The organism is Agromyces cerinus (genome assembly GCF_016907835.1).
GTDB classification, from domain to species: domain Bacteria; phylum Actinomycetota; class Actinomycetes; order Actinomycetales; family Microbacteriaceae; genus Agromyces; species Agromyces nitratus.
The window spans coordinates 1376561-1395899 of the sequence record NZ_JAFBCT010000001.1 but is presented as its reverse complement, the minus strand read 5'-3'; the positions used below and the strand labels follow the sequence as shown (position 1 = coordinate 1395899).

Here is a 19339-nt window from a genome sequence, read left to right as displayed (position 1 = left end):
TCGAGGAGGAGGTCGCGCAGTACCCGCCTGCCGAAGACCGACCCGTTCGGTCAGTAGTCGAGGAGGAGGTCGCGCAGAACCTGCCTCCCGAAGACTGACGCGTTCGATCAGTAGTCGAGGAGGAGGTCCCGGAGAACCTGCCTACCGAAGACTAATGCGTCGAGCGGGACCCGCTCGTCAACACCGTGGAACATCGCCGGGAAGTCCAAGCCTTCTGGCAGCTTCAGGGGCGCGAAGCCGTAGCCGGCGATGCCGAGCCGGCTGAGCGCCTTGTTGTCGGTGCCGCCCGAGAGCAGGTACGGGAAGACGGGGGCGCCGGGATCGTGCACGCCGAGCGTGTGCTTCACGGCGTCGACGAGGGCACCGGATGTCGCAGCCTCGAGCCCCACGTCGCGGTGCACGATCTCGACCTCGACCTCGTCGCCGACGAGCGCACGCACCTCGGCGAGCACCGCCTCCTCCTCGCCGGGCAGGGTGCGGATGTCGACGAGCGCCTCGGCGCGGTCGGGGATGACGTTGTGCTTGTAGCCCGCGGTGAGGAGCGTGGGGTTCGTCGTCGTGCGGAGGGTCGCGGTGATGAAGCCCGATGCCGAACCCGTGGCGAGGGCGAGCTCGTCGGGCGAGACCTGCTCGGGGTCGACGCCGAGCACGCCCGCGATCTCGCCGAGGAGCTCGCGGGTGGTGTCGGTGAGCCGCACGGGCCACTCGGTGCGGCCGAGGGTCGCGATGGCCTCGGCGAGCTTCGTGATGGCGTTGTCGCGGATGAGCCGCGACCCGTGGGCTGCGGTGCCCTTCGCGACGAGGCGCACCCAGAGCAGCGACTTCTCACCGGTCTGCAGCAGGTAGGCGCGGCGACCGCCGACCGTGATCGAGTAGCCGCCGACCTCGCTGATCGCCTCGGTGGCGCCCTCGAAGAGCTCGGGGTGGTGGTCGACGAGCCATCCGGAGCCCGCGCCTCCCCCGGCCTCCTCGTCGGCGAAGAAGGCGACCACGAGGTCGCGCGCCGGCTGCGAGCCCGAGCCGATGATGTCGCCGAGGGCGGTCAGCATCATCGCGTCCATGTCCTTCATGTCGACGGCGCCGCGGCCCCACAGCATGCCGTCGCGCACCTCGCCCGCGAACGGGTCGACGCTCCAGTTGCGGGCGTCGGCCGGCACGACGTCGAGGTGGCCGTGCACGACCAGGGCTGGCTTGGACGAATCGCGGCCGGGCACGCGTGCGACGACGCTCGTGCGTCGCGGCTCGGGTTCGAAGAGCTGCGGGGCGAGGCCGAGCGCTGCCAGTCGCGCCTCGACGTACTCGGCGGCCTCGCGCTCGCCGTTGGCCCTGCCCTCGCCGTAGTTCGAGGTGTCGAAGCGGATCAGGTCGCGCGCGACGATCGCCGTCTCGTCGAGTTCTGCATCGGAAGGGGTGCCAGTGGGAGACGGGGCCATGCCCTTCACGGTAGCCGGGGCATCCGTGGTTGGCCACCGTGGTCGAAGGCACCTCTGAAACCGTGCTAATGTCTTCTCTCGGGCCACCGAGTGATCGGAACGGCCTGACACGAGCGCGGGTGGCGGAAATGGCAGACGCGCTAGCTTGAGGTGCTAGTGCCCTAACGGGCGTGGGGGTTCAAGTCCCCCCTCGCGCACGCTTGTGTCGAGAAGGCCGGATCAGTTTACTGATCCGGCCTTTTCGCATTTCCGGGCCTGGTTTCCGAAGTCGGCGCGAATGTTCTTTTTCGCGTTCCTTCACCCTCATCCGATGTCTGTCGCGAGGTCATCCGACGTTCTGGACGGTCGGCACTGCCGACTTGCCGTATTCGAACATGTGTTCGAAACTGTGAGGATGACCATGACCGCTCCCCTCGCTCCGGCCGATGCGCCATCGCGCGTCGAGGAGCTGCAGGCGCGCATCCGGGGCATGCAGGCGACGCGGCTCGAGTCGAAGACGGTGCCCACGCATCCGGCCTTCGAGCAGGTGCTGCCCGGCGGCAGCCTTCGCGAGGGCACGGTCGTCTCGGTCGAGGGGTCGACGACCCTGCTCATGGCCCTGCTCGCCGGCCCCTCGGCGAGCGGCCGTTGGGTCGCGGTGGCCGGCATGCCCGAGTTCGGCGTCGAGGCGGCCTCGCGGTTCGGCATCGACCTCGAACGGCTCGCGCTCGTGCCCGACCCGGGGCGGCAGTGGCTCGCCGTGGTCGCGGCGCTCGCCGACGTCATCCCCGTGGTCGCCGTGCGGCCGGTCGGCCGGGTCTCCCCCGCCGAGGCGTCGCGGTTGACCGCCCGGCTCAGGCAGCGCGGCACCGTGCTGCTCGTGGCCGGCCAGTGGCCGGGCAGCGACGCGAGCCTCGGCGTCGAGACGAGCGACTGGCACGGGCTCGAACTCGGACACGGGCACCTCAGCGACCGCGACGTCGTCGTCTCGGCGGGCGGGCGCGGAGAATTCGGGCGCCGAGGCCGTTCGCGACTCCGGCTGCCTGGGCGCTCACTCGAATTCGGGGTCGCGGCCGATGAGGCGGCACCGTCCGGCGAGCCGGTGCCGTTGGGCGAGCCGGTGCGCCTCGACGAGTACGTTCGGCGGGCGGTCTGATGGCGGTCGACCTCGTGCACGCCGACCCCACCCGCACGATCGTGCTCTGGTGCCCCGACTGGCCCGTGTTCGCGGCCTGCCGCGAATCGGGACTCGATCCCGATGCACCCGTCGCCCTCACCGTGGGCGGGCAGATCTACGCCTGCTCGGCCGCAGCGCGCCGCGACGGCGTGGTGCGGGGGCTGAAGCTCCGCGAGGCGCAGTACCGTTCCCCCGAGCTCGCCCTGCTCGACTACGACGCCTCGCTCGATGTGCGCGTCTTCGAGCCGGTCGTGCGGCGGGTCGAAGAGACGGTGCCCGGGGTGCAGCTCATCCGCCCCGGCACGCTCGCCATGCGGGCCCGCGGCCCGGCGAGGTACTACGGCGGTGAGGATGCCGCGGCGCGGGCCCTGCTCGACACCGTCGCCGCACTCGACGTGGTGGGCGCTCGGGTGGGGGTCGCCGACGGGCCGTTCGCGGCCGAGCAGGCGGCTCGGGCGGCGGGCGCCGGTGGTGCCGTGGGCGGCCCGGGCGAGTCCTCCGTGGGCATCGTCGCGCCCGGGGCATCCGCTGCCTTCATCGCACCGCTGCCGGTGCGCCTCGTCGTGGACGCTCGCATCGGCACCCTGCTGAACCGCCTCGGGGTGCGCACCCTCGGCGAGTTCGCGGCCCTGCCCGAAGCCGACGTGCGTCGCCGGTTCGGCGCGGCGGGTGCCTTCGCTCACGATCGTGCGGCCGGGCGGGAGCAGGCGAGAGTGCTCGCCCGCACGCCGCCGCCCGAGTTCGAGGTCGCGCAGGAGTTCGAGCCGCCGCTCGACCGCATCGACCAGCTCGCCTTCGCCTTCCGGCTGCGGGCCGACGAGTTCATCGACCGCATGCGGGCGAAGCGACTCGTGTGCACCGGCATCCGGGTCGAGATCGACGACGAGGCGGGCGGGCACTCGAGCCGCAGCTGGCTGCACCCCCGCTGGTTCACCCCCGCCGACGTCGTCGACCGCGTGCGCTGGCAACTGCAGGGCGCCGGCACCGCCGACAGCGCGCTCACCCGCCCGATCGTGCGGCTGCGCGTCGTGCCCGAGCGCATCGACTCCACCGGCAACCACGAAGAGGGTCTCTGGGGCGGCGGGCCCGATGAGCGCGTGCACCACGGGCTCACGCGCGTGCAGAGCATGCTCGGCCACGACGCGGTCGTCACGGCCGCGATCGGCGGCGGTCGCATGCTCGCCGACCGGCAGGTGCTCGTGCCCTGGGGCGACCGGGCGCCCGAACGCGCCGGTGGGGGCTCGGCCGCGGCTGCACCGTGGCCCGGCAGCCTGCCCGCGCTGGCGCCGGCGAGCGTGTTCCGCGAGCGGCTGCCGATCGGGCTGCTCGACGGCGGGGGCGCGGCCGTCGAGATCGACGCCCGCGGAGTGATCTCGGCCAAGCCCGAACGCTTCGCGCTCGCCGGGGCGGCACCGGCACCCGTGCGGGCCTGGGCGGGCCCCTGGCCGGTCGTCGAGCGCTGGTGGGACGCCGAGCACGCGCGGCGCGTGCACCGCTTCCAGATCGTCGACGACGACGGGTGCGCGTGGCTGCTCGTGCGCGACGACGAGGGCTGGTGGGCCGAGGCGAGGTACGACTGAACCCCGCGACATCCGCAGCGAGCCAGGCAGATCGAGGGGGTGACTGATGGGGTGGAACAATCCGGGCATTCCGTGGTCGGAGCTCGAACGCAAGCTCTCCGACGAGCGCCGGCCGGGTGCGCCTGGCGCGCCGAAGACCATCGGCGACGGCGGCGACTCGCCCGCGTGGAGTCGCAAGCGGCACCCGTACCGTCCGTCGGAGGGGCTCGCGGCCCCGACCGGGCCGGTCGTGCCCTACGCCGAGCTGCACGCGCACTCGAACTTCAGCTTCCTCGACGGCGCCTCGTCGCCCGAGCAGCTCGTCGAGGAGGCGCAGCGCCTGGGGCTCACCGGGCTCGCCATGACCGACCACGACGGCTTCTACGGCATCGTGCACTTCGCCGAAGCCGCCGAGAGCTTCCCCGAGCTGCAGACGGTCTTCGGCGCCGAGCTCTCGCTCGGGCTGCAGGGGCCGCAGAACGGCTTCGCCGACCCCGAGGGCGAGCACCTGCTCGTGCTCGCCCGGCGTGAGACGGGCTATCACCGGCTCGCCGGTGCGATCACCGACGCCCAGCTCGCCGGCGGCGAGAAGGGGCGACCGGTGTACTCGCTCGAAGCGCTCGCCGAACGCGCTGACGGCGAGTGGGTCGTGCCGACCGGGTGCCGCAAGGGCGCCGTGCGCCGTGCGCTCGCCGAGGGCGGGGCGCATGCGGCGGCGCGCGAGCTCGACCGCCTCACCGCGCTCTTCGGGCGCGACAACGTCGTCGTCGAGCTCTTCGACCACGGGCACCCCTTCGATCAGGAGGCGAACGACGCGCTCGCCGGCCTCGCCGAGCAGGCCGGCCTGCCGCTGCTCGCGACGAACGCCGTGCACTACGCGACGCCGCCGGAGCACCGCCTCGCGGCCGCCCTCGCCGCGGTGCGGGCCCGCCGCAGCCTCGACGAGCTCGACGGATGGCTGCCGGCCTCCGATCAGCTGCACCTGCGCAGCGGCGCCGAGATGGCCGCCAGGTTCGCCCGCTACCCCGGCGCCGTCGCGCGCTCGGTGACGCTCGCCGACGACCTCGCCTTCACGCTGCGCAGCGCCCGCCCGAAGCTGCCGAAGCAGGAGGTGCCCGAGGGGCACACGCCGATGAGCTGGCTGCGAGTACTCGTCTGGCAGGGCGCCGAAGAGCTCTACCCCGGCGTGCCGCAGCACGTGCGCGAGCGGCTCGAACGCGAGCTCGACGTCATCGAGTTGAAGGACTTCTCGGGCTACTTCCTGATCGTGCACGACATCGTGGCCGAGGCGCGGCGCCGCGGCATCCTCTGCCAGGGTCGTGGCTCGGCGGCGAACTCGGCGGTCTGCTACGCCCTGCGCATCACCGCGGTCGACTCGATCGGGTACCGGCTGCCCTTCGAGCGCTTCCTCTCAGCGCTCCGCGACGAGGAGCCCGACATCGACGTCGACTTCGACTCCGACCGGCGCGAGGAGATCATCCAGTACGTCTACGCGAAGTACGGCAGGCAGAACGCGGCGCAGGTGGCGAACGTCATCAGCTACCGGCCGAAGGTCGCGGTGCGCGACATGGCGAAAGCGCTCGGTTACTCCACCGGGCAGCAGGATGCCTGGTCGCGGCAGGTCGAGCGCTGGGGCGCCGTGGTCGAGACCGATGACCACGACATCCCCGACGCCGTCGTCGAGCTCGCCGGGCAGGTACTCACCTTTCCGCGCCACCTCGGCATCCACTCGGGCGGCATGGTGCTGACCGACCGGCCCGTCGGCGAGGTGGTGCCGATCGAGCACGCCCGCAAAGAGCACCGCACCGTGGTGCAGTGGGACAAGGACGACTGCGCGTGGATGGGCCTCGTGAAGTTCGACCTGCTCGGCCTCGGCATGCTCGCGGCCCTGCAGTACACCTTCGACCTCGTGCGCGAGTCGACGGGCGAGGTGTGGGAGCTCGCGAGCCTGCCGAAAGAAGAGGCGGCGGTCTACGACATGCTCTGCCGCGCCGACTCGATCGGCGTGTTCCAGGTCGAGAGCCGGGCTCAGATGGGCACGCTCCCCCGGCTGAAGCCCCGGTGCTTCTACGATCTCGTGGTCGAGATCGCGCTCATCCGTCCCGGTCCGGTGCAGGGCGGTGCGGTGCATCCGTACATCCGTCGGCGCACCGGCGAAGAGACCGTCACCTACCTGCATCCGAAGCTCGAGCCCGTGCTCGAGCGCACGCTGGGCGTGCCGCTCTTCCAGGAGCAGCTCATGCAGATGGCCGTCGCGGTCGGCAACTGCAGCGCCGCGGATGCCGACCTGCTGCGGCGCGCCATGGGCTCCAAGCGCGGGGTCGAGAAGATCGAGCGGCTGAAGGCGAAGCTCTACGCCGGCATGGCCGAGAACGGCATCGAGCCCGAGGTGGCCGACTCGATCTACGAGAAGATCGAGGCCTTCGCGAACTTCGGCTTCGCCGAGAGCCATGCGCTGAGCTTCGGGCTGCTCGTCTACGCGAGCTCGTGGTTGAAGCTGCACTACCCGGCGGCGTTCCTCGCGGCGCTGCTCCGCGCCCAGCCCATGGGGTTCTACTCGCCGCAGACGCTCACCGCCGACGCGCGGCGGCACGGGGTGGCGGTGCTGCGCCCCGACATCCTGCGGTCGGGGGTGCACGCGGGGCTCGAGGCCGCAGACGGTGCGGTCTCAGGTCGCGGCGACGGATGCCGCGCGCCCACCGGTCTCGACGCGTGCGCCGAGCCCGCGCAGCCGCCCGTCGGCCCCTTCGAACGTCGCGCCCCCGATCGCAGCGCAGAGCACCGGCGCGACGGCGCGTTCGCGGTGCGGCTCGGACTCGCCGACGTCTCCTCGATCGGGCAGGCCGTCGCCGAACGGCTCGTCGCCGAACGCGAGGCCCGCGGACCGTACCGCGACATGGCCGACGTCTCGCGCCGCGGCGGGCTCGATGCCGCTCAACTCGAGGCGCTCGCCGCGGCGGGAGCATTCGACGGGTTCGGACTCGAGCGGCGCGAGGCGCTCTGGATGGCAGGCGAGGCGGCCCTCGACCGTGAGGAGTACCTCGCGGGCTCCGTCGTCGTCGTGCAACCACCGCTGCTGCCGATGCTGAGCCCGGCCGAACAGGTGGTCTACGACCTCTGGGCCACGGGCATCTCCCCCGACGATCACCCCATCAGGCACGTGCGCGAGCGGCTCGACGAGCGGGGGGTCATCCGCATCGACCTGCTGCAGCAGGCGGAGTCGGGTCGGCGCATCGAGGTGGGCGGGGTCGTCACGCACCGGCAGCGGCCCGCGACGGCGAGCGGCATCACCTTCCTCAACCTCGAAGACGAGTCGGGCACGCTGAACGTCATCGCGGGCGTCGGGGTGTGGAACCGCTATCGGCGCATCGCCCGCGAGGCGCCGGCCATGATCGTGCGCGGCATGCTCGAACGCTCGCACGAGGGCGTCACCAATCTCATCGCCGATCGATTCGAGCCACTCACCGTGTCGGCGCCGCACCGATCGCGCGACTTCCGCTGAACCTCGCGGCTGTCCGTGCGCGGCTGTCCGTGCGCGGCTGTCCGTGCGCGGCTGCGCGGAATACCCTGAGGTCGTGGACAGCTGCGTTCCACGAGATTCGACGCGAGGTGGCGGAAGGTGACCCGCCGGCCGGCGGGTCACCGACTGTTCACGCGCGCATTCATCGCGTTGGGGATCGCGGAACTCTGCTACTTCACAGCCGCAGGCATCGCGATCTTCGCACTTCCGCTCTACGTCACCGGACCGATCGGCGGCGACGAGGCGTGGGCGGGGCTGGCATTCGGCGCATTCGCCCTGACGGCGCTCATCCTGCGGCCGCTCGCCGGACGACTCGCGGACACCCTCGGGCGACTCCCACTGCTCGTGGGCGGTGCGCTCATCGCGGCGACGAGCCTCGGACTGATCTCGCTGGCCGACGACCTCGTCACGGTCATCGCCCTGCGGCTCCTCGCAGGTGTCGCCGAGGCGGCGTTCTTCGTGGCGGGGTTCGCCGCGCTCGCCGACCTCGCGCCCGAGGAACGCCTCGGCGAGGCCCTGTCGTACAACTCGCTCGGACTCTACCTCGGCATCGCGCTCGGACCGCCGCTCGGGCAGGCGCTCGTCTCGCTCGGCGGCTACCCGTTCGCGTGGGCGGGCGGCGCAGCACTCGCAGCGCTCGCGGCCGGGCTCTCGCTTCTCGTGGGCGAGACCAGGGAGGCCGCTCCGCCCGCAGAACCCGACCGTCGGTTGATCCATCGCCCCGCCTTGCCGATCGCACTCGGGTTCCTCGCCTCGCTCGTCGCGATGGGCGGCTTCCTGGCCTTCGCCTCACTCCACGCCGTGCAGGTGGGGCTCGCGAACCCGAGTCTCGCGTTGTTCAGCTACGGCGGCGTCGTGGTGGTGTGTCGCATCGCCTTCGCGCGGGTTCCCGACCGGCTCCCGCCGCTCGCACTCGGCGCGGCGGCGCTCGTCACGATCGGTCTGGGTCTCGCCGTCGCGGCCTCGTGGCCATCGCCTGCAGGGCTCATCGTCGGCGCGGGAGTCGTGGCGGTCGGGGTCGCGTTCAGCACCCCGGCGTTCTTCGCCGCGATCTTCGCGACGGCGTCGCCGTCGCAGCGCGGCGTGGCATCGGGCACCGCGAGCGCGGCGATCGACCTGGGCCTCGGAATCGGACCGATCGTTCTGGGCCTCGTCGCCGACGCGGTCGGAATCCCGTGGGCGTTCGGTGCCGGCGCGGTCGTGGCCATCGCCGGGGCGGCCTGGACGCTCGCGCTCCGGCGTCGCGGGGCCGAGTCCGTTCGGGCGGAGGCATCCTGACGCGGTCGCCGATTCGCACGGCGGACCGATCGCGGCCCGGTTCGCAGCGACGCCGTGTGTCGACGCCGGGCTCGCCCCGCGGCATCCGCTAGCCTCGACCGGTGCCTGCAACGCCCCCTGGATCCTTCTCCGACGACCCCCATGACCGGTACGGCGGCGATGTGCTCTCCGGCGACTGGAAGGCGCGCGGGCGCAAGGTGATCCCGACGGTCGAGGCCGAACGCGACCTCGTGGTCGAGCTCGCCGAGAACGGCTTCTGCGGCGCCGTGATCGGCATCGAGAAGAACATCGTCGTGCTCGAGGACCGCTTGGGCGGGAAGCGCATGTTCCCGCTCGGCCCCGGCTTCCTCGTCGACGGCGAGGCGGTGCAGCTCGTCGCGCCGAAGCCGAAGGCACCCGCCGGGCGGCTGCGCACGGCCTCGGGATCGTTCGCCGTGGAGTCCTCGCCTGCTCGGGTCGCGCTGCCGAGCCGCATCTTCGTCGAGGGGCGTCACGACGCCGAACTCGTCGAGAAGGTCTGGGGCGCCGACCTCCGCATCGAGGGCGTCGTCGTCGAGTACCTCGAGGGCGTCGACGTGCTCGCCGACGTGCTCGCCGAATTCCGCCCGGGCCCGGGCCGCAAGGCCGGTGTGCTCGTCGACCACCTGGTGCCCGGCTCGAAGGAGCAGCGCATCGCCGACGCCGTCATGCGCGGCCCGTACGGTGCGAACGTGCTCGTGGTGGGGCATCCGTTCATCGACATCTGGCAGGGCGTGAAGCCGGCCCGCCTCGGCAAGGAGGCGTGGCCCGTGATCCCGCGGGGCACCGAATGGAAGCACGGCGTCTGCGACGCGTTCGGCTGGCCGCACGCCGAGCAGGCCGACATCGCGCGGGCCTGGCAGCACATCCTCGGCCGGGTGCGCGGCTACGGCGACCTCGAGCCCGCCCTGCTCGGCCGGGTCGAAGAGCTCATCGACTTCGTGACCGCACCCGCCGGCTGACCAGCCGCCGGCGCGCGAGTACCCGATGCGTGCACGAGTACCCCGCATGCTGCGCAGCTCGGGGCCTCCGCCGCCGATCAGGTCCTCCCGCGGCAGGACCCGAGTCGGTCAGATCGAGAAGCCGCCGTCGCTCATGATCAGCTGGCCCGTCACCCAGCGGGCCTCGTCGGAGACGAGGAAGCGCACGAGGCGTGCGGCGTCGTCGGGCGTGCCGAGCCGGCCGCTCGGCTGCATGGTGGTGAGCGCCGTGCGCGTCTCGTCGTCCATCCAGCCGGTGTCGACTGGCCCCGGGTTCACGAGGTTCACGGTGATGCCGAGCGACGCGAGTTCTCGGCCCGCCGCGATCATGATGCGGTCGAGTGCGCCCTTGCTCGCGCCGTAGGGCACGTTGCCGACGACGTGGTCGCTCGTGAGCGCGACGACGCGGCCTCCCTCGCTCGGCACCTGGGCGGCGAAGGCCCGCAGCAGCAGCCATGACGCGCGGGAATTGACCGCGAAGTGCCGGTCGAAGCTCTCGATGGTGGTGTCGAGGATTCCGGAGTCCACACTCTCGGCATGCGAGAGCACGAGGGCGCTGATCGGCCCCAGAGCAGCGGATGCCTCGGCCACGAGCCGTGCGGGCACCGACGGGTCGGCGAGGTCGGCGTCGAGGGCGATGGTGCGCGCACCGAGACCCTGGAGCTCGGCCACGAGTGCTGCAGGATCGCGATCGGGGTCGCCGCCCAGCGGCATCCGACGGTCGTAGTCGCCGAAGTGGCTGAACGCGACGTCCCAGCCGTCGGCGGCGAGCGTGGTGGCGATCGCCCAGGCGATGCCGTTGCTGCGGCCGGCGCCGGTGAGCAGCGCGACGGGTCTGGTCATGACGCTCCTAGACGATCGTGGTGCCGAAGGCGAGGCCGAGGACGTACGTGACCGCCGCGGCGCCGAGGCCGATGCCGAGCTGGCGGAGCGCACGCTTCAGCGGCGATGCGCCCGAGAGCAGGCCGACGATCGCGCCGGTCGCGAGCAGGGCGATGCTCACGAGTACCGTCGCCGTCAGGATCGCCGGGAGCCCCGTCATGCCGAAGAGGTACGGCAGCACGGGGATCAGCGCGCCCGAGGCGAAGAAGCAGAAGCTCGAGATCGCGGCGGAGAGGCCGGTGCCGACGGCCTCGTCGTCGTGCTCGACGACGCTGAGCGCGTCAGTCGGCGCCTGCAGCTGCTCGGCGGCGTGCACGCGGGCGACGACGAGCGCCGCGTGATCGACGGCCTCCTGCTGCTCCATGCCGCGCGCACGGTAGACGAGCGCGAGCTCGTTGGCGTCGATGTCGAGGTCGGGCAGCGCCTCGCGGGCTGAGGGGTCGGGGGCGGATGCCTCAAGCAGCTCGCGTTGCGACCGCACCGACACGTACTCCCCCGCACCCATCGACAGGGCGCCGGCGAGGAGGCCCGCGATGCCGGTGAAGAGCACGACCGCCGCGGGCACGCCCGTCGCGCCGATGCCGAGCACGAGCGCGAGATTCGAGACGAGTCCGTCGTTGGCGCCGAACACGGCGGCGCGGAAGGTACCGGCGAGGCGGCGGCGACCGCGGGAGGCAAGCCCGCGCACGACCTCGCCGTGGATGCGCTCGTCGGCCGCCATCGCCGGGGTGGCGTCGGGGTCGGTGGCGTACGGGGAACGGGCCTCGGCGCGCTGCGCGAGCGCGAGCACGAAGATCGAGCCGAATCGGCGGGCGAGCGCCCCGAGCAGGCGGGTGCGCACATCGGCGCGAGGCATGCCGCTGTCGTCGCCGCCGAGCAGGGCGAGCCAGTGCGCTTCATGACGGCCCTCGGCTGCGGCAAGCGCGAGCAGGATGTCGCGCTCCTCGCCGTCACGGCGGGCTGCGAGCTCACGGTAGACGGCGGCCTCTGCCCGTTCGTCGGCGAGGTAGCGCCGCCATCTCGCGCGGTCGGCGGCCGTGCCCGCCGGCTGTACGTGGTTCATCGTGCTCCCGTCCATCGCGGGCGCTCGTCTGCCTGCGATCCGAGCTGGTCCCGCGTCATCGCATGCGGCCGTTCGAACGGCCTCAGCCACGCTATCGGGCGGGGTCGGCGCGACCGCCGGTTTCGCCCGGATTGGCAGGATTTCGGATCGCCGAACCGGGCTCAGCCGACGAGCTTGTTCCAGCCGTCGCCGTCGGCGTGCTCGAAGATCAGGTTCGTCTCGGTGTGGGCGACGGCGGGGTGCCCGGTGAGGTAGTTGAGCACGAACTCGCGCAGCTCTTCCGCGTCGCGCGCCGCGACGTGGATCAGGTAGTCCTCGGCGCCGGCCATGTGGAAGACGCCGATCACGCCGGGCAGATGCGGCACGGCCTGGCGGAACGCGTCGATCTCGCTGCGATCGTGCTTGACGAGACGGATAGCGATGAGGGCCTGCAACGAGACGCCGAGCGAGGCGAGATCGACATCGACCCGGTACCCGCGCACGGTGCCGAGCGTCTGCAGGCGCCGGAGTCGGAGCGATACGGTGGACTCGGCGACCCCGACCTCGGCGGCGAGGGCGGCGCCCGAGGCGCGGGCATTCGTCGAGAGCGCCTGGAGCAGTGCCCGGTCGACGCGGTCGAGTTCCGGCTTCTGCGCCACGGTGGTCTCCTCAGAGGTCAAAATTGCAGAACATTCGAGATTTCGAGCGTATCGCATCGAACCTTCACGTTGGTTTGCTGTTCGTCACAGATTCTGCTTGATTCGAGCCATGCAGACATCGTCGTCGCACCTCGAGACCCGCGCCGTCCACGGCGGAATGACGGGCGTTCGAGAGAGCGGATCCCATGTGCCAGTGATCGACTTCTCCACCACGAATCCGCTCGGCGACGTCGAGACCGGCGGCGCCTCCTACGAAGAGCTCGCGACGGGCCACGACCTCGGCGAGGGCCGTTCGGCGGTGTACCAGCGACTCTGGCAGCCGGGCGTCGCCCGCTTCGAGGAGTCGCTCGCCGGACTCGAGGGCACCGAGGGCGCCGTGGCCTTCGCGAGCGGCATGGCCGCGCTCGCCGCGACGCTCATCGCCACGGCGTCCGCTGGACGACCCCACATCGTCGCGGTGCGCCCGCTCTACGGCGGCACCGACCACGTGCTTGCGAGCGGCCTGCTCGGCACCGAGCTGACCTGGACGGATGCGGCCGGCATCGCCGGTGCCATCCGGCCCGACACCGGGCTCGTCGTCATCGAGACGCCTGCGAACCCGACGCTCGAGCTCCTCGACATCCGGGCGGTGGCGGATGCCGCGGGCGACGTTCCGGTGCTCGTCGACAACACCTTCGCCACCCCGGTGCTGCAGCGCCCGGCCGAACACGGCGCGACCCTCGTGCTGCACAGTGCGACCAAGTACCTCGGCGGCCACGGCGACGTGATGGGCGGCGTCGTGGCCGCCGACGCAGCCTGGGTCGAACGGCTGCGACAGGTTCGCGCGCTGACCGGCGGCCTGCTGCACCCGATGGGCGCGTACCTCCTGCACCGCGGGCTCCGCACCCTGCCGCTGCGGGTTCGCGCGCAGCAGGAGACCGCCGCCGAGCTCGCCGAGCGCCTGCTCGCCCACCCGGCAGTGGCGCGAGTGCACTACCCAGGGCTGCCCGGCCAGGATCCTGCGGGCCTCATCGGCCGTCAGCTCGAGGGGCCGGGGTCGATCATCGCGCTCGACCTCGTCGGCGGGTACGACGCCGCCGCGAGGTTCACCGAGTCCTGCGAGCTCGTGACCCACGCCGTCTCGCTGGGCGGCGTCGACTCGCTCGTGCAGCACCCGGCGTCGCTGACCCACCGGCCCGTCGCCGGCGAGGCGAAGCCCGGCGCGGGCATCGTGCGCCTCGCGATCGGGCTCGAGCACGTGGACGACCTCACGGACGACCTCATGGCGGCACTCGACCGGGCAACGGAACTCGGCGGCCTCGACGGCGCCGTCACCGGCGACGCGTCCTCCGGTCGGGAACCGGTGGACGCGCGCTGAGCGGCGCACGTTCCGGCGTGCGCTGAGCGAGTCCCGGCTCAGTCGCGCGCCGGCTCGCGTGCCGTCGTCGCGGCCGTGTGCACGGGGTTCCTGATGCCGATCCACGACACGATGCCGCCGATCACGAGGAAGCCCGCGGTCGCGATCGCGGCTCGGTGGAACCCCGTGACGTCGAGCTGCGTGCCGACGATGACGCCGATCGAGGCGATCGCGACGAGCCCGGCGATGCGTGCGACGGCGTTGTTGACGGCGGAGCCGATGCCGGCCCGGGCCGGATCGACCGCGCCCAGGATCGCCGCGGTGAGCGGTGCGACGGTCATCGCCATGCCGAGCCCCATCACGATGATGCCCGGCAGGAGCTGCGTCCAGTACGACACCTCGGTCGTGACCGTGAGGGTGAGCAGGTACCCGAGCGCCGCGGTGATCGGCCCGAGCGTCATGAAGATGCGCGGCCCGAATCGGGTGGACAGCCCGCCGAACCAGGAGCCCAGGAGGACGATCATGATCGTCGGCGGCAACGTGGCGAGCCCGGCGGCCGTGGCCGAGAACCCCGCGAACTCCTGCAGGAAGATCGTGATCGCGAACGGTCCGAGCGAGAACGCGGCGTAGATGAAGAGCGTGGCGAGGTTGCCCGCTGCGAAGTTCCGCGCTCGGAAGAGGCTGAGCGGCAGCATCGGCTGCGGCGCCCGATGCTCCCACCAGACGAACGCGATCAATGCGACCAGACCCACGACGAGCGGAATGTAGACGACCGGCGATGACCAGCCGAACCTGCCCTGCTCGATGAGCGCGAAGACCGTGCCACCGAGGCCGACGACGCCGAGCGAGGCACCCAGCCAGTCGATGCGCTCCTTCGCGGGGTTCGGGGCGTCGCGACCGAGTGCGTGCATGAAGACGAGCGCGAAGGCGATCGGCAGCAGATTGATCCAGAAGACGAGCCGCCACGAGACGAGGTCGACGAGCAGGCCGCCGAGGAGCGGTCCGACGAGGAAGGCAACGGTGGTCCACGCCGTCCAGCGCCCGATCGCCTTGCCCTGCTGCGCAGCCGGGAACGTCGCGATGATGAGGGCGAGCGAGCTCGGCACGAGGAGCGCGCCCGCGGCGCCCTGCAGTCCGCGACCGATGACGAAGACGAGCCCGTCGGGTGCCATGGCGCAGAGCGCCGAGGTGGCGGCGAAGCCGTAGAGACCGATGCGGATGATGCGCAGCCGCCCGTAGGAATCCGACAGGGAGCCCGCGAGGAGGATGAGCGACCCGAGGGTCAGCAGGTAGGCGTCGACCGCCCACTGCTGCAGGGCGAGTCCTCCGCCGAGTTCGGCCTCGATCGCGGGGAGTGCGACGTTGATGACCGCACCGTCGAGGAACGCGATGAAGGCGACGACGATGGCGACGACGAGCACCCGGGAGCGGCGTTCCATACTCGTCATGCTAGACCTGCGTCGGAGCGCGGCGGCGGCCCGCGTTCGGCCGCCACCGCGCTCCGTGGGGCCTCGTCAGGCGGCCAGCCAGACGTCCGGTCCGAACACCTCGTAGTGGATGTCGGTTGCCGGGATGCCTGCACTGATCGCCTGCGACCGGATGGAGCGCATGAAGGGCAGCGGCCCGCAGAGGTACACCTTCGCGCCGGCCGGCAGCTCGACGCCGTTCAGGTCCATGAAGCCGGTCTCGGCGTCCACGCCCGTCGCGGCCTCTTCCAGCCAGAGCTGCAGCTCCGCGTTCGGAAGCCGATCCACGGCCGAGCGCATCTGCCCTTCGAGGGCCCAGTTCTCGGCGCGCTGCTCGGCGTGCAGCACGAGCACCCGGCGGCCGGAGACCTGCTGCGCGAGCGACTGCAGGATGGACGCGCTCGGGGTGCAGCCGATGCCCGCGGTGGCGAGCACGATCGGGGCATCGGAGTCGTCGAGCTCGATGTCGCCGTACGGGTTGGAGAGCTCGACGACGTCGCCGACGTCCACGGAGCCGTGCAGGTGCGGCGAGACCTCACCGCCCTCGTCGAGCTTGGTCGTGAAGACCCGCTCGCTGAGCGAGTCCACGTTGTCCGACAGCGAGTACTGGCGCGCCTGACGGAGGCCGTCGGCGAGGCGCACACGCACGGAGACGTACTGGCCGGGGGTGGCGCGAGTGACGGGGGTGCTGTCGGCCGGCGTCAGCCGGAACGTGACGGATCCCACGCCGGCGGCCTCCTTCGCCGTGACGCGCCACATCGTCCACATCTCATCGTTCGCCTGCTGGGCGTAGAGACCTTTCTCGAGCTTGATCAGCGCATCGGCCATGAGCCAGTAGACCTCGGTCCAGGCTTCGGCCACCTCGGGCGTGACGGCCTCGCCCAGATCTTCGGCGATGGCGGCGAAGAGGTGCTCGTAGACGATCGGGTAGCCCGACTCGGGGATGCCGAGCGAGGTGTGCTTGTTCGCGATGCGCGCGAGCACGGCCTCCGGCAGCGTGCCCGGGTGGGCCAGGAGGTGCGTGGCGAAGGCGGCGATGCTGCCGGCGAGTGCTCGCTGCTGCGTGCCGTTCTGCTGGTTGGCGCGGCTGAACATGCCGTCCATCAGTTCGGGATGGGCGGCGAACAGTCGGCGGTAGAACTTCGGCGTGATCTCGTCGATGCGTCCCGCGATGACGGGCAGTGTGGCCTCGATGACGGGGCGGGACTTCTCAGACAGCATCGTTTCTCCTTCGAGCGTCGAACCGGTACGTGACGACCGGATTCCGCTCTATTTCTACACGCTGTAGAAAACATGTCCAAATCGCCTCCGCCCTCCCGTGGCGGGCCGGCTCAGCGACTGCCGAGGCGCTTGCGCAGGAACTCGATGCGCGCCTGCAACTGCGTCACGGTGGCCTGCGCGACCGCAGGGCCGCCGCAGACGCGGCGGAGCTCGCCGTGCACCTGCGAGTGCGCCTCGCCCGTATGCCGCGCCCACAGCCCGACGAGGCTGTTGAGCAGCGACCGCTGCTCTTTGAGCGTGCGGAAGAGCGCGACCGGTTCGGGGGTCTCGTCGGCGACGACGTGCTTGCGACGCTCCCCCGCACGCCGCGCCTGCCGCGCCTGACGGTGCCGCAGCAGCTCGGAGACCTGCTCCGGCTCGAGGATGCCGGGGATGCCGATGAAGTCGTACTCCTCATCGCTGCCGGGCTCGGCGAGCGTGCCGAACTCGGTGCCGTCGAAGAGCACTCGGTCGAACGAGGCATCCGACCCGAGCGCCTCCCAGGTGCCGAGCCCCATCTCTTCTTCGGAGGCCCGCTCTTCGCGGTTGGCCGACTCGAGCAGGCTGTCGTCGAGGCCGTCGTCGTCATCGTCGCCGCCTCGGCGGTCGAGGGCGTGATCGCGTTCGAGCTCCATCTGCGACGCGAGATTCATGAGGGTGGGCACGTTGGGCAGGAAGACCGAGGCCGTCTCACCGCGGCGACGGGCCCGCACGAAGCGGCCGATCGCCTGGGCGAAGAAGAGGGGCGTCGAGGCGCTCGTGGCGTAGACGCCCACCGCGAGGCGCGGCACGTCGACACCCTCGGACACCATGCGCACGGCGACCATCCACCGGCTGGTGTTCGCCGAGAACTCCTCGATGCGCGAGCTCGCCTCCTTCTCGTCGGAGAGCACGATCGTCACCTTCTCGCCGCAGATCTGTTCGAGGATCTGCGCGTAGGCGCGGGCGACGGTCTGGTCGGTCGCGATGACGAGGCCGCCCGCGTCGGGGATGCCGTGGCGCACCTCGGTGAGGCGCCGGTCGGCGGCGGCGAGCACCGCGGGGATCCACTCGCCGCTCGGTTCGAGCGCCGTGCGCCAGGCCGACGAGGTGATGTCCTTCGTGTTGTCTTCGCCGAGCTTCGCCTCCATCTCGTCGCCGGCCTTCGTGCGCCAGCGCATGTGGCCCGCGTAGACCATGAAGAGCACCGGGCGCACGACGCCGTCGGCGAGGGCGCGGCCGTATCCGTAGTTGTAGTCGGACCTCGAGAGACGCACCCCCTGCGCGTCGGGAACGTAGTCAACGAAAGGAATGGGAGCGGTGTCGGAGCGGAACGGCGTACCGGTCAGCGACAGCCGCTTCTCGGCGCGCTCGAACGCCTCGCGGATCGCGTCGCCCCACGAGAGCGTGTCGCCGCCGTGGTGGACCTCGTCGAGGATGACAAGGGTCTTGCCCGACATCGTCACCTCGCGATGGAGGCCAGGCCGCATCGCGACCTGCGCGTAGGTGACGGCGACCCCGTGGTAGTGGCGGGCGGTGCGACCGTGGGCGTTGCGGAAGTCCGGGTCGAGCCGGATACCGGCACGCGCCGCGGCATCCGCCCACTGCCGTTTCAGGTGGTCGGTCGGCGCCACCACGGTGATGCGGTCGATGATGCGCCGCGCCCGGAGTTCTGCCGCGAGACGCAGGGCGAACGTCGTCTTGCCGGCGCCCGGCGTCGCGGCAGCGAGGAAGTCCCGCGGCAGCTCGGTGAGGTACTGCTCGAGGGCCTCGGCCTGCCAGGCCCGGAGCTTCGATGCCGTTCCCCACGCTGCGCGTTCGGGGAACGAGGGTGAGAGGTGCTCGGCGGCTGACGTGCCCGGTTGGGGGCCGAAAGGGATCGCAGTACTCACTGGATCCGAGCGTAGCGGAGGCACCCGACATCCCCGAACCGGGATCGAGTTGGCACAATGGAGGAATGGTCACGCAGCAGCATCCCTGGTCGCGCTACGTCGCCCTCGGCGACTCGTTCACGGAAGGCATCGGCGACCCCGAACCGGGTGCGCCCGGCGGTCACCGCGGCTGGGCCGACCGTGTCGCCGAGGAACTGGCCCAGGGCACCGAGGACTTCGCGTACGCGAACCTCGCCGTGCGCGGCAAGCTCATCCAGCAGATCATCGACGAGCAGATCGAGCCCGCCCTCGCGCTGCGCCCCGACCTCATCACGATCTCCGCCGGCGGCAACGACGTCATCCGCCCGCGCACCGACCCCGACGAGATCGCGGCGCGCTTCGAGTACGCGATCGAGCGCCTCTCCCGCGATCACGCGACGATCGTCATCTTCACCGGCGTCGACGTCGGCTTCTCTCCCGTGTTCCGCGGCATCCGCGGCAAGGTCGCGATCTACAACGAGAACCTGCGCACGATCGCCGCGAAGTACGACTGCATCGTGGCCGACCAGTGGGCGCTCACCGCCATTCAGGACCAGCGCATGTGGGCGCCCGACCGCCTGCACCTGAACTCGCTCGGCCACCACACCGTCGCACGCATGGTCGTCGACGCGTTGAACGTCGAGCACGACCTCGAGCCGCTGCGACCCGAGCCGCTGCCGTCGAGCACGTGGCGTCAGGCGCGCGTCGACGACATCTCCTGGGCGCGCGAGTACCTCGTGCCCTGGGTCGTGCGACGCATCCGTCACCAGTCGTCGGGCGATCTCATCAGCGCCAAGCGACCGGATGCCGCGCCGTACGCGTCACCCGAATAGGCCGACGACGCTCGGCGAGCGGTCTCGA

Annotated in this window: 14 protein-coding genes and 1 tRNA gene; 8 read left to right on the top strand and 7 right to left on the bottom strand. The window is 71.6% G+C overall.

All coding sequences use genetic code 11. The features are described from left to right. Positions 1 to 107 precede the first annotated feature (107 nt). Positions 108 to 1433, bottom strand: a complete 1326-nt coding sequence (locus JOE59_RS06365) for a M20/M25/M40 family metallo-hydrolase (protein ID WP_204459419.1) — start codon at positions 1431 to 1433, stop codon at positions 108 to 110. Between the two features lie 113 nt (positions 1434 to 1546). Between JOE59_RS06365 and JOE59_RS06360 the strand changes: the two genes are divergently transcribed. From JOE59_RS06360 to JOE59_RS06335, 6 genes are all read left to right on the top strand, one after another. Then, a tRNA-Leu gene (locus tag JOE59_RS06360) sits at positions 1547 to 1630 on the top strand. A gap of 203 nt (positions 1631 to 1833) precedes the next feature. Then, on the top strand, positions 1834 to 2568 hold the full coding sequence (imuA', locus tag JOE59_RS06355) for a DnaE2-dependent mutagenesis accessory factor ImuA' (RefSeq protein ID WP_204459418.1): 735 nt from the start codon (positions 1834 to 1836) through the stop codon (positions 2566 to 2568). Then, positions 2568 to 4169, top strand: coding sequence for a DNA polymerase Y family protein (locus JOE59_RS06350; protein WP_204459417.1), 1602 nt, complete (start codon positions 2568 to 2570; stop codon positions 4167 to 4169). Before imuA' ends, JOE59_RS06350 begins: the two co-directional genes overlap by 1 nt. A 46-nt stretch (positions 4170 to 4215) precedes the next feature. Then, on the top strand, positions 4216 to 7650 hold the full coding sequence (locus JOE59_RS06345) for an error-prone DNA polymerase (RefSeq protein ID WP_204459416.1): 3435 nt from the start codon (positions 4216 to 4218) through the stop codon (positions 7648 to 7650). Between the two features lie 117 nt (positions 7651 to 7767). After that, positions 7768 to 8946: an MFS transporter gene (locus JOE59_RS06340; protein WP_204459415.1), complete on the top strand. Its 1179-nt coding sequence runs from the start codon at positions 7768 to 7770 to the stop codon at positions 8944 to 8946. Positions 8947 to 9047: 101 nt separating this feature from the next. Next, entirely contained in the window at positions 9048 to 9926 is an 879-nt protein-coding gene (locus JOE59_RS06335) for a DUF3097 domain-containing protein (RefSeq protein WP_204459414.1), read from the top strand. A 108-nt stretch (positions 9927 to 10034) separates the two neighbouring features. On the opposite strand, the gene JOE59_RS06330 is transcribed toward JOE59_RS06335, so the two are convergent. The 3 genes from JOE59_RS06330 to JOE59_RS06320 all read right to left on the bottom strand — a co-directional run bounded on the left by JOE59_RS06330 (position 10035) and on the right by JOE59_RS06320 (position 12527). Next, positions 10035 to 10787 carry an SDR family oxidoreductase gene (locus JOE59_RS06330; protein WP_204459413.1) on the bottom strand — a complete coding sequence of 251 codons (753 nt, stop codon included), beginning with the start codon at positions 10785 to 10787 and terminating at the stop codon, positions 10035 to 10037. A 7-nt stretch (positions 10788 to 10794) separates the two neighbouring features. Continuing rightward, positions 10795 to 11889, bottom strand: a complete 1095-nt coding sequence (locus tag JOE59_RS06325) for a VIT1/CCC1 transporter family protein (protein ID WP_204459412.1) — start codon at positions 11887 to 11889, stop codon at positions 10795 to 10797. A gap of 161 nt (positions 11890 to 12050) precedes the next feature. Further along, a complete protein-coding gene (locus tag JOE59_RS06320; RefSeq protein ID WP_179550138.1) occupies positions 12051 to 12527 on the bottom strand; it encodes an Lrp/AsnC family transcriptional regulator in 477 nt (158 codons plus the stop codon). Positions 12528 to 12636: 109 nt separating this feature from the next. On the opposite strand from JOE59_RS06320, the gene JOE59_RS06315 reads away from it, so the two are divergent. Continuing rightward, positions 12637 to 13884 (top strand): trans-sulfuration enzyme family protein, encoded by a 1248-nt coding sequence (locus JOE59_RS06315; RefSeq protein ID WP_204459410.1) that lies wholly within the window; start codon positions 12637 to 12639, stop codon positions 13882 to 13884. 38 nt (positions 13885 to 13922) lie between these two features. On the opposite strand, the gene JOE59_RS06310 is transcribed toward JOE59_RS06315, so the two are convergent. From JOE59_RS06310 to JOE59_RS06300, 3 genes are all read right to left on the bottom strand, one after another. Then, a complete protein-coding gene (locus JOE59_RS06310; protein ID WP_307836973.1) occupies positions 13923 to 15302 on the bottom strand; it encodes a DHA2 family efflux MFS transporter permease subunit in 1380 nt (459 codons plus the stop codon). Positions 15303 to 15377: 75 nt separating this feature from the next. Beyond that, on the bottom strand, positions 15378 to 16550 hold the full coding sequence (locus tag JOE59_RS06305) for a globin domain-containing protein (protein ID WP_204459408.1): 1173 nt from the start codon (positions 16548 to 16550) through the stop codon (positions 15378 to 15380). A gap of 110 nt (positions 16551 to 16660) precedes the next feature. Next, positions 16661 to 18460: a DEAD/DEAH box helicase gene (locus JOE59_RS06300; RefSeq protein ID WP_307836972.1), complete on the bottom strand. Its 1800-nt coding sequence runs from the start codon at positions 18458 to 18460 to the stop codon at positions 16661 to 16663. Positions 18461 to 18525: 65 nt separating this feature from the next. On the opposite strand from JOE59_RS06300, the gene JOE59_RS06295 reads away from it, so the two are divergent. Next, positions 18526 to 19311: an SGNH/GDSL hydrolase family protein gene (locus JOE59_RS06295; protein WP_204459407.1), complete on the top strand. Its 786-nt coding sequence runs from the start codon at positions 18526 to 18528 to the stop codon at positions 19309 to 19311. Positions 19312 to 19339: the final 28 nt, after the last annotated feature.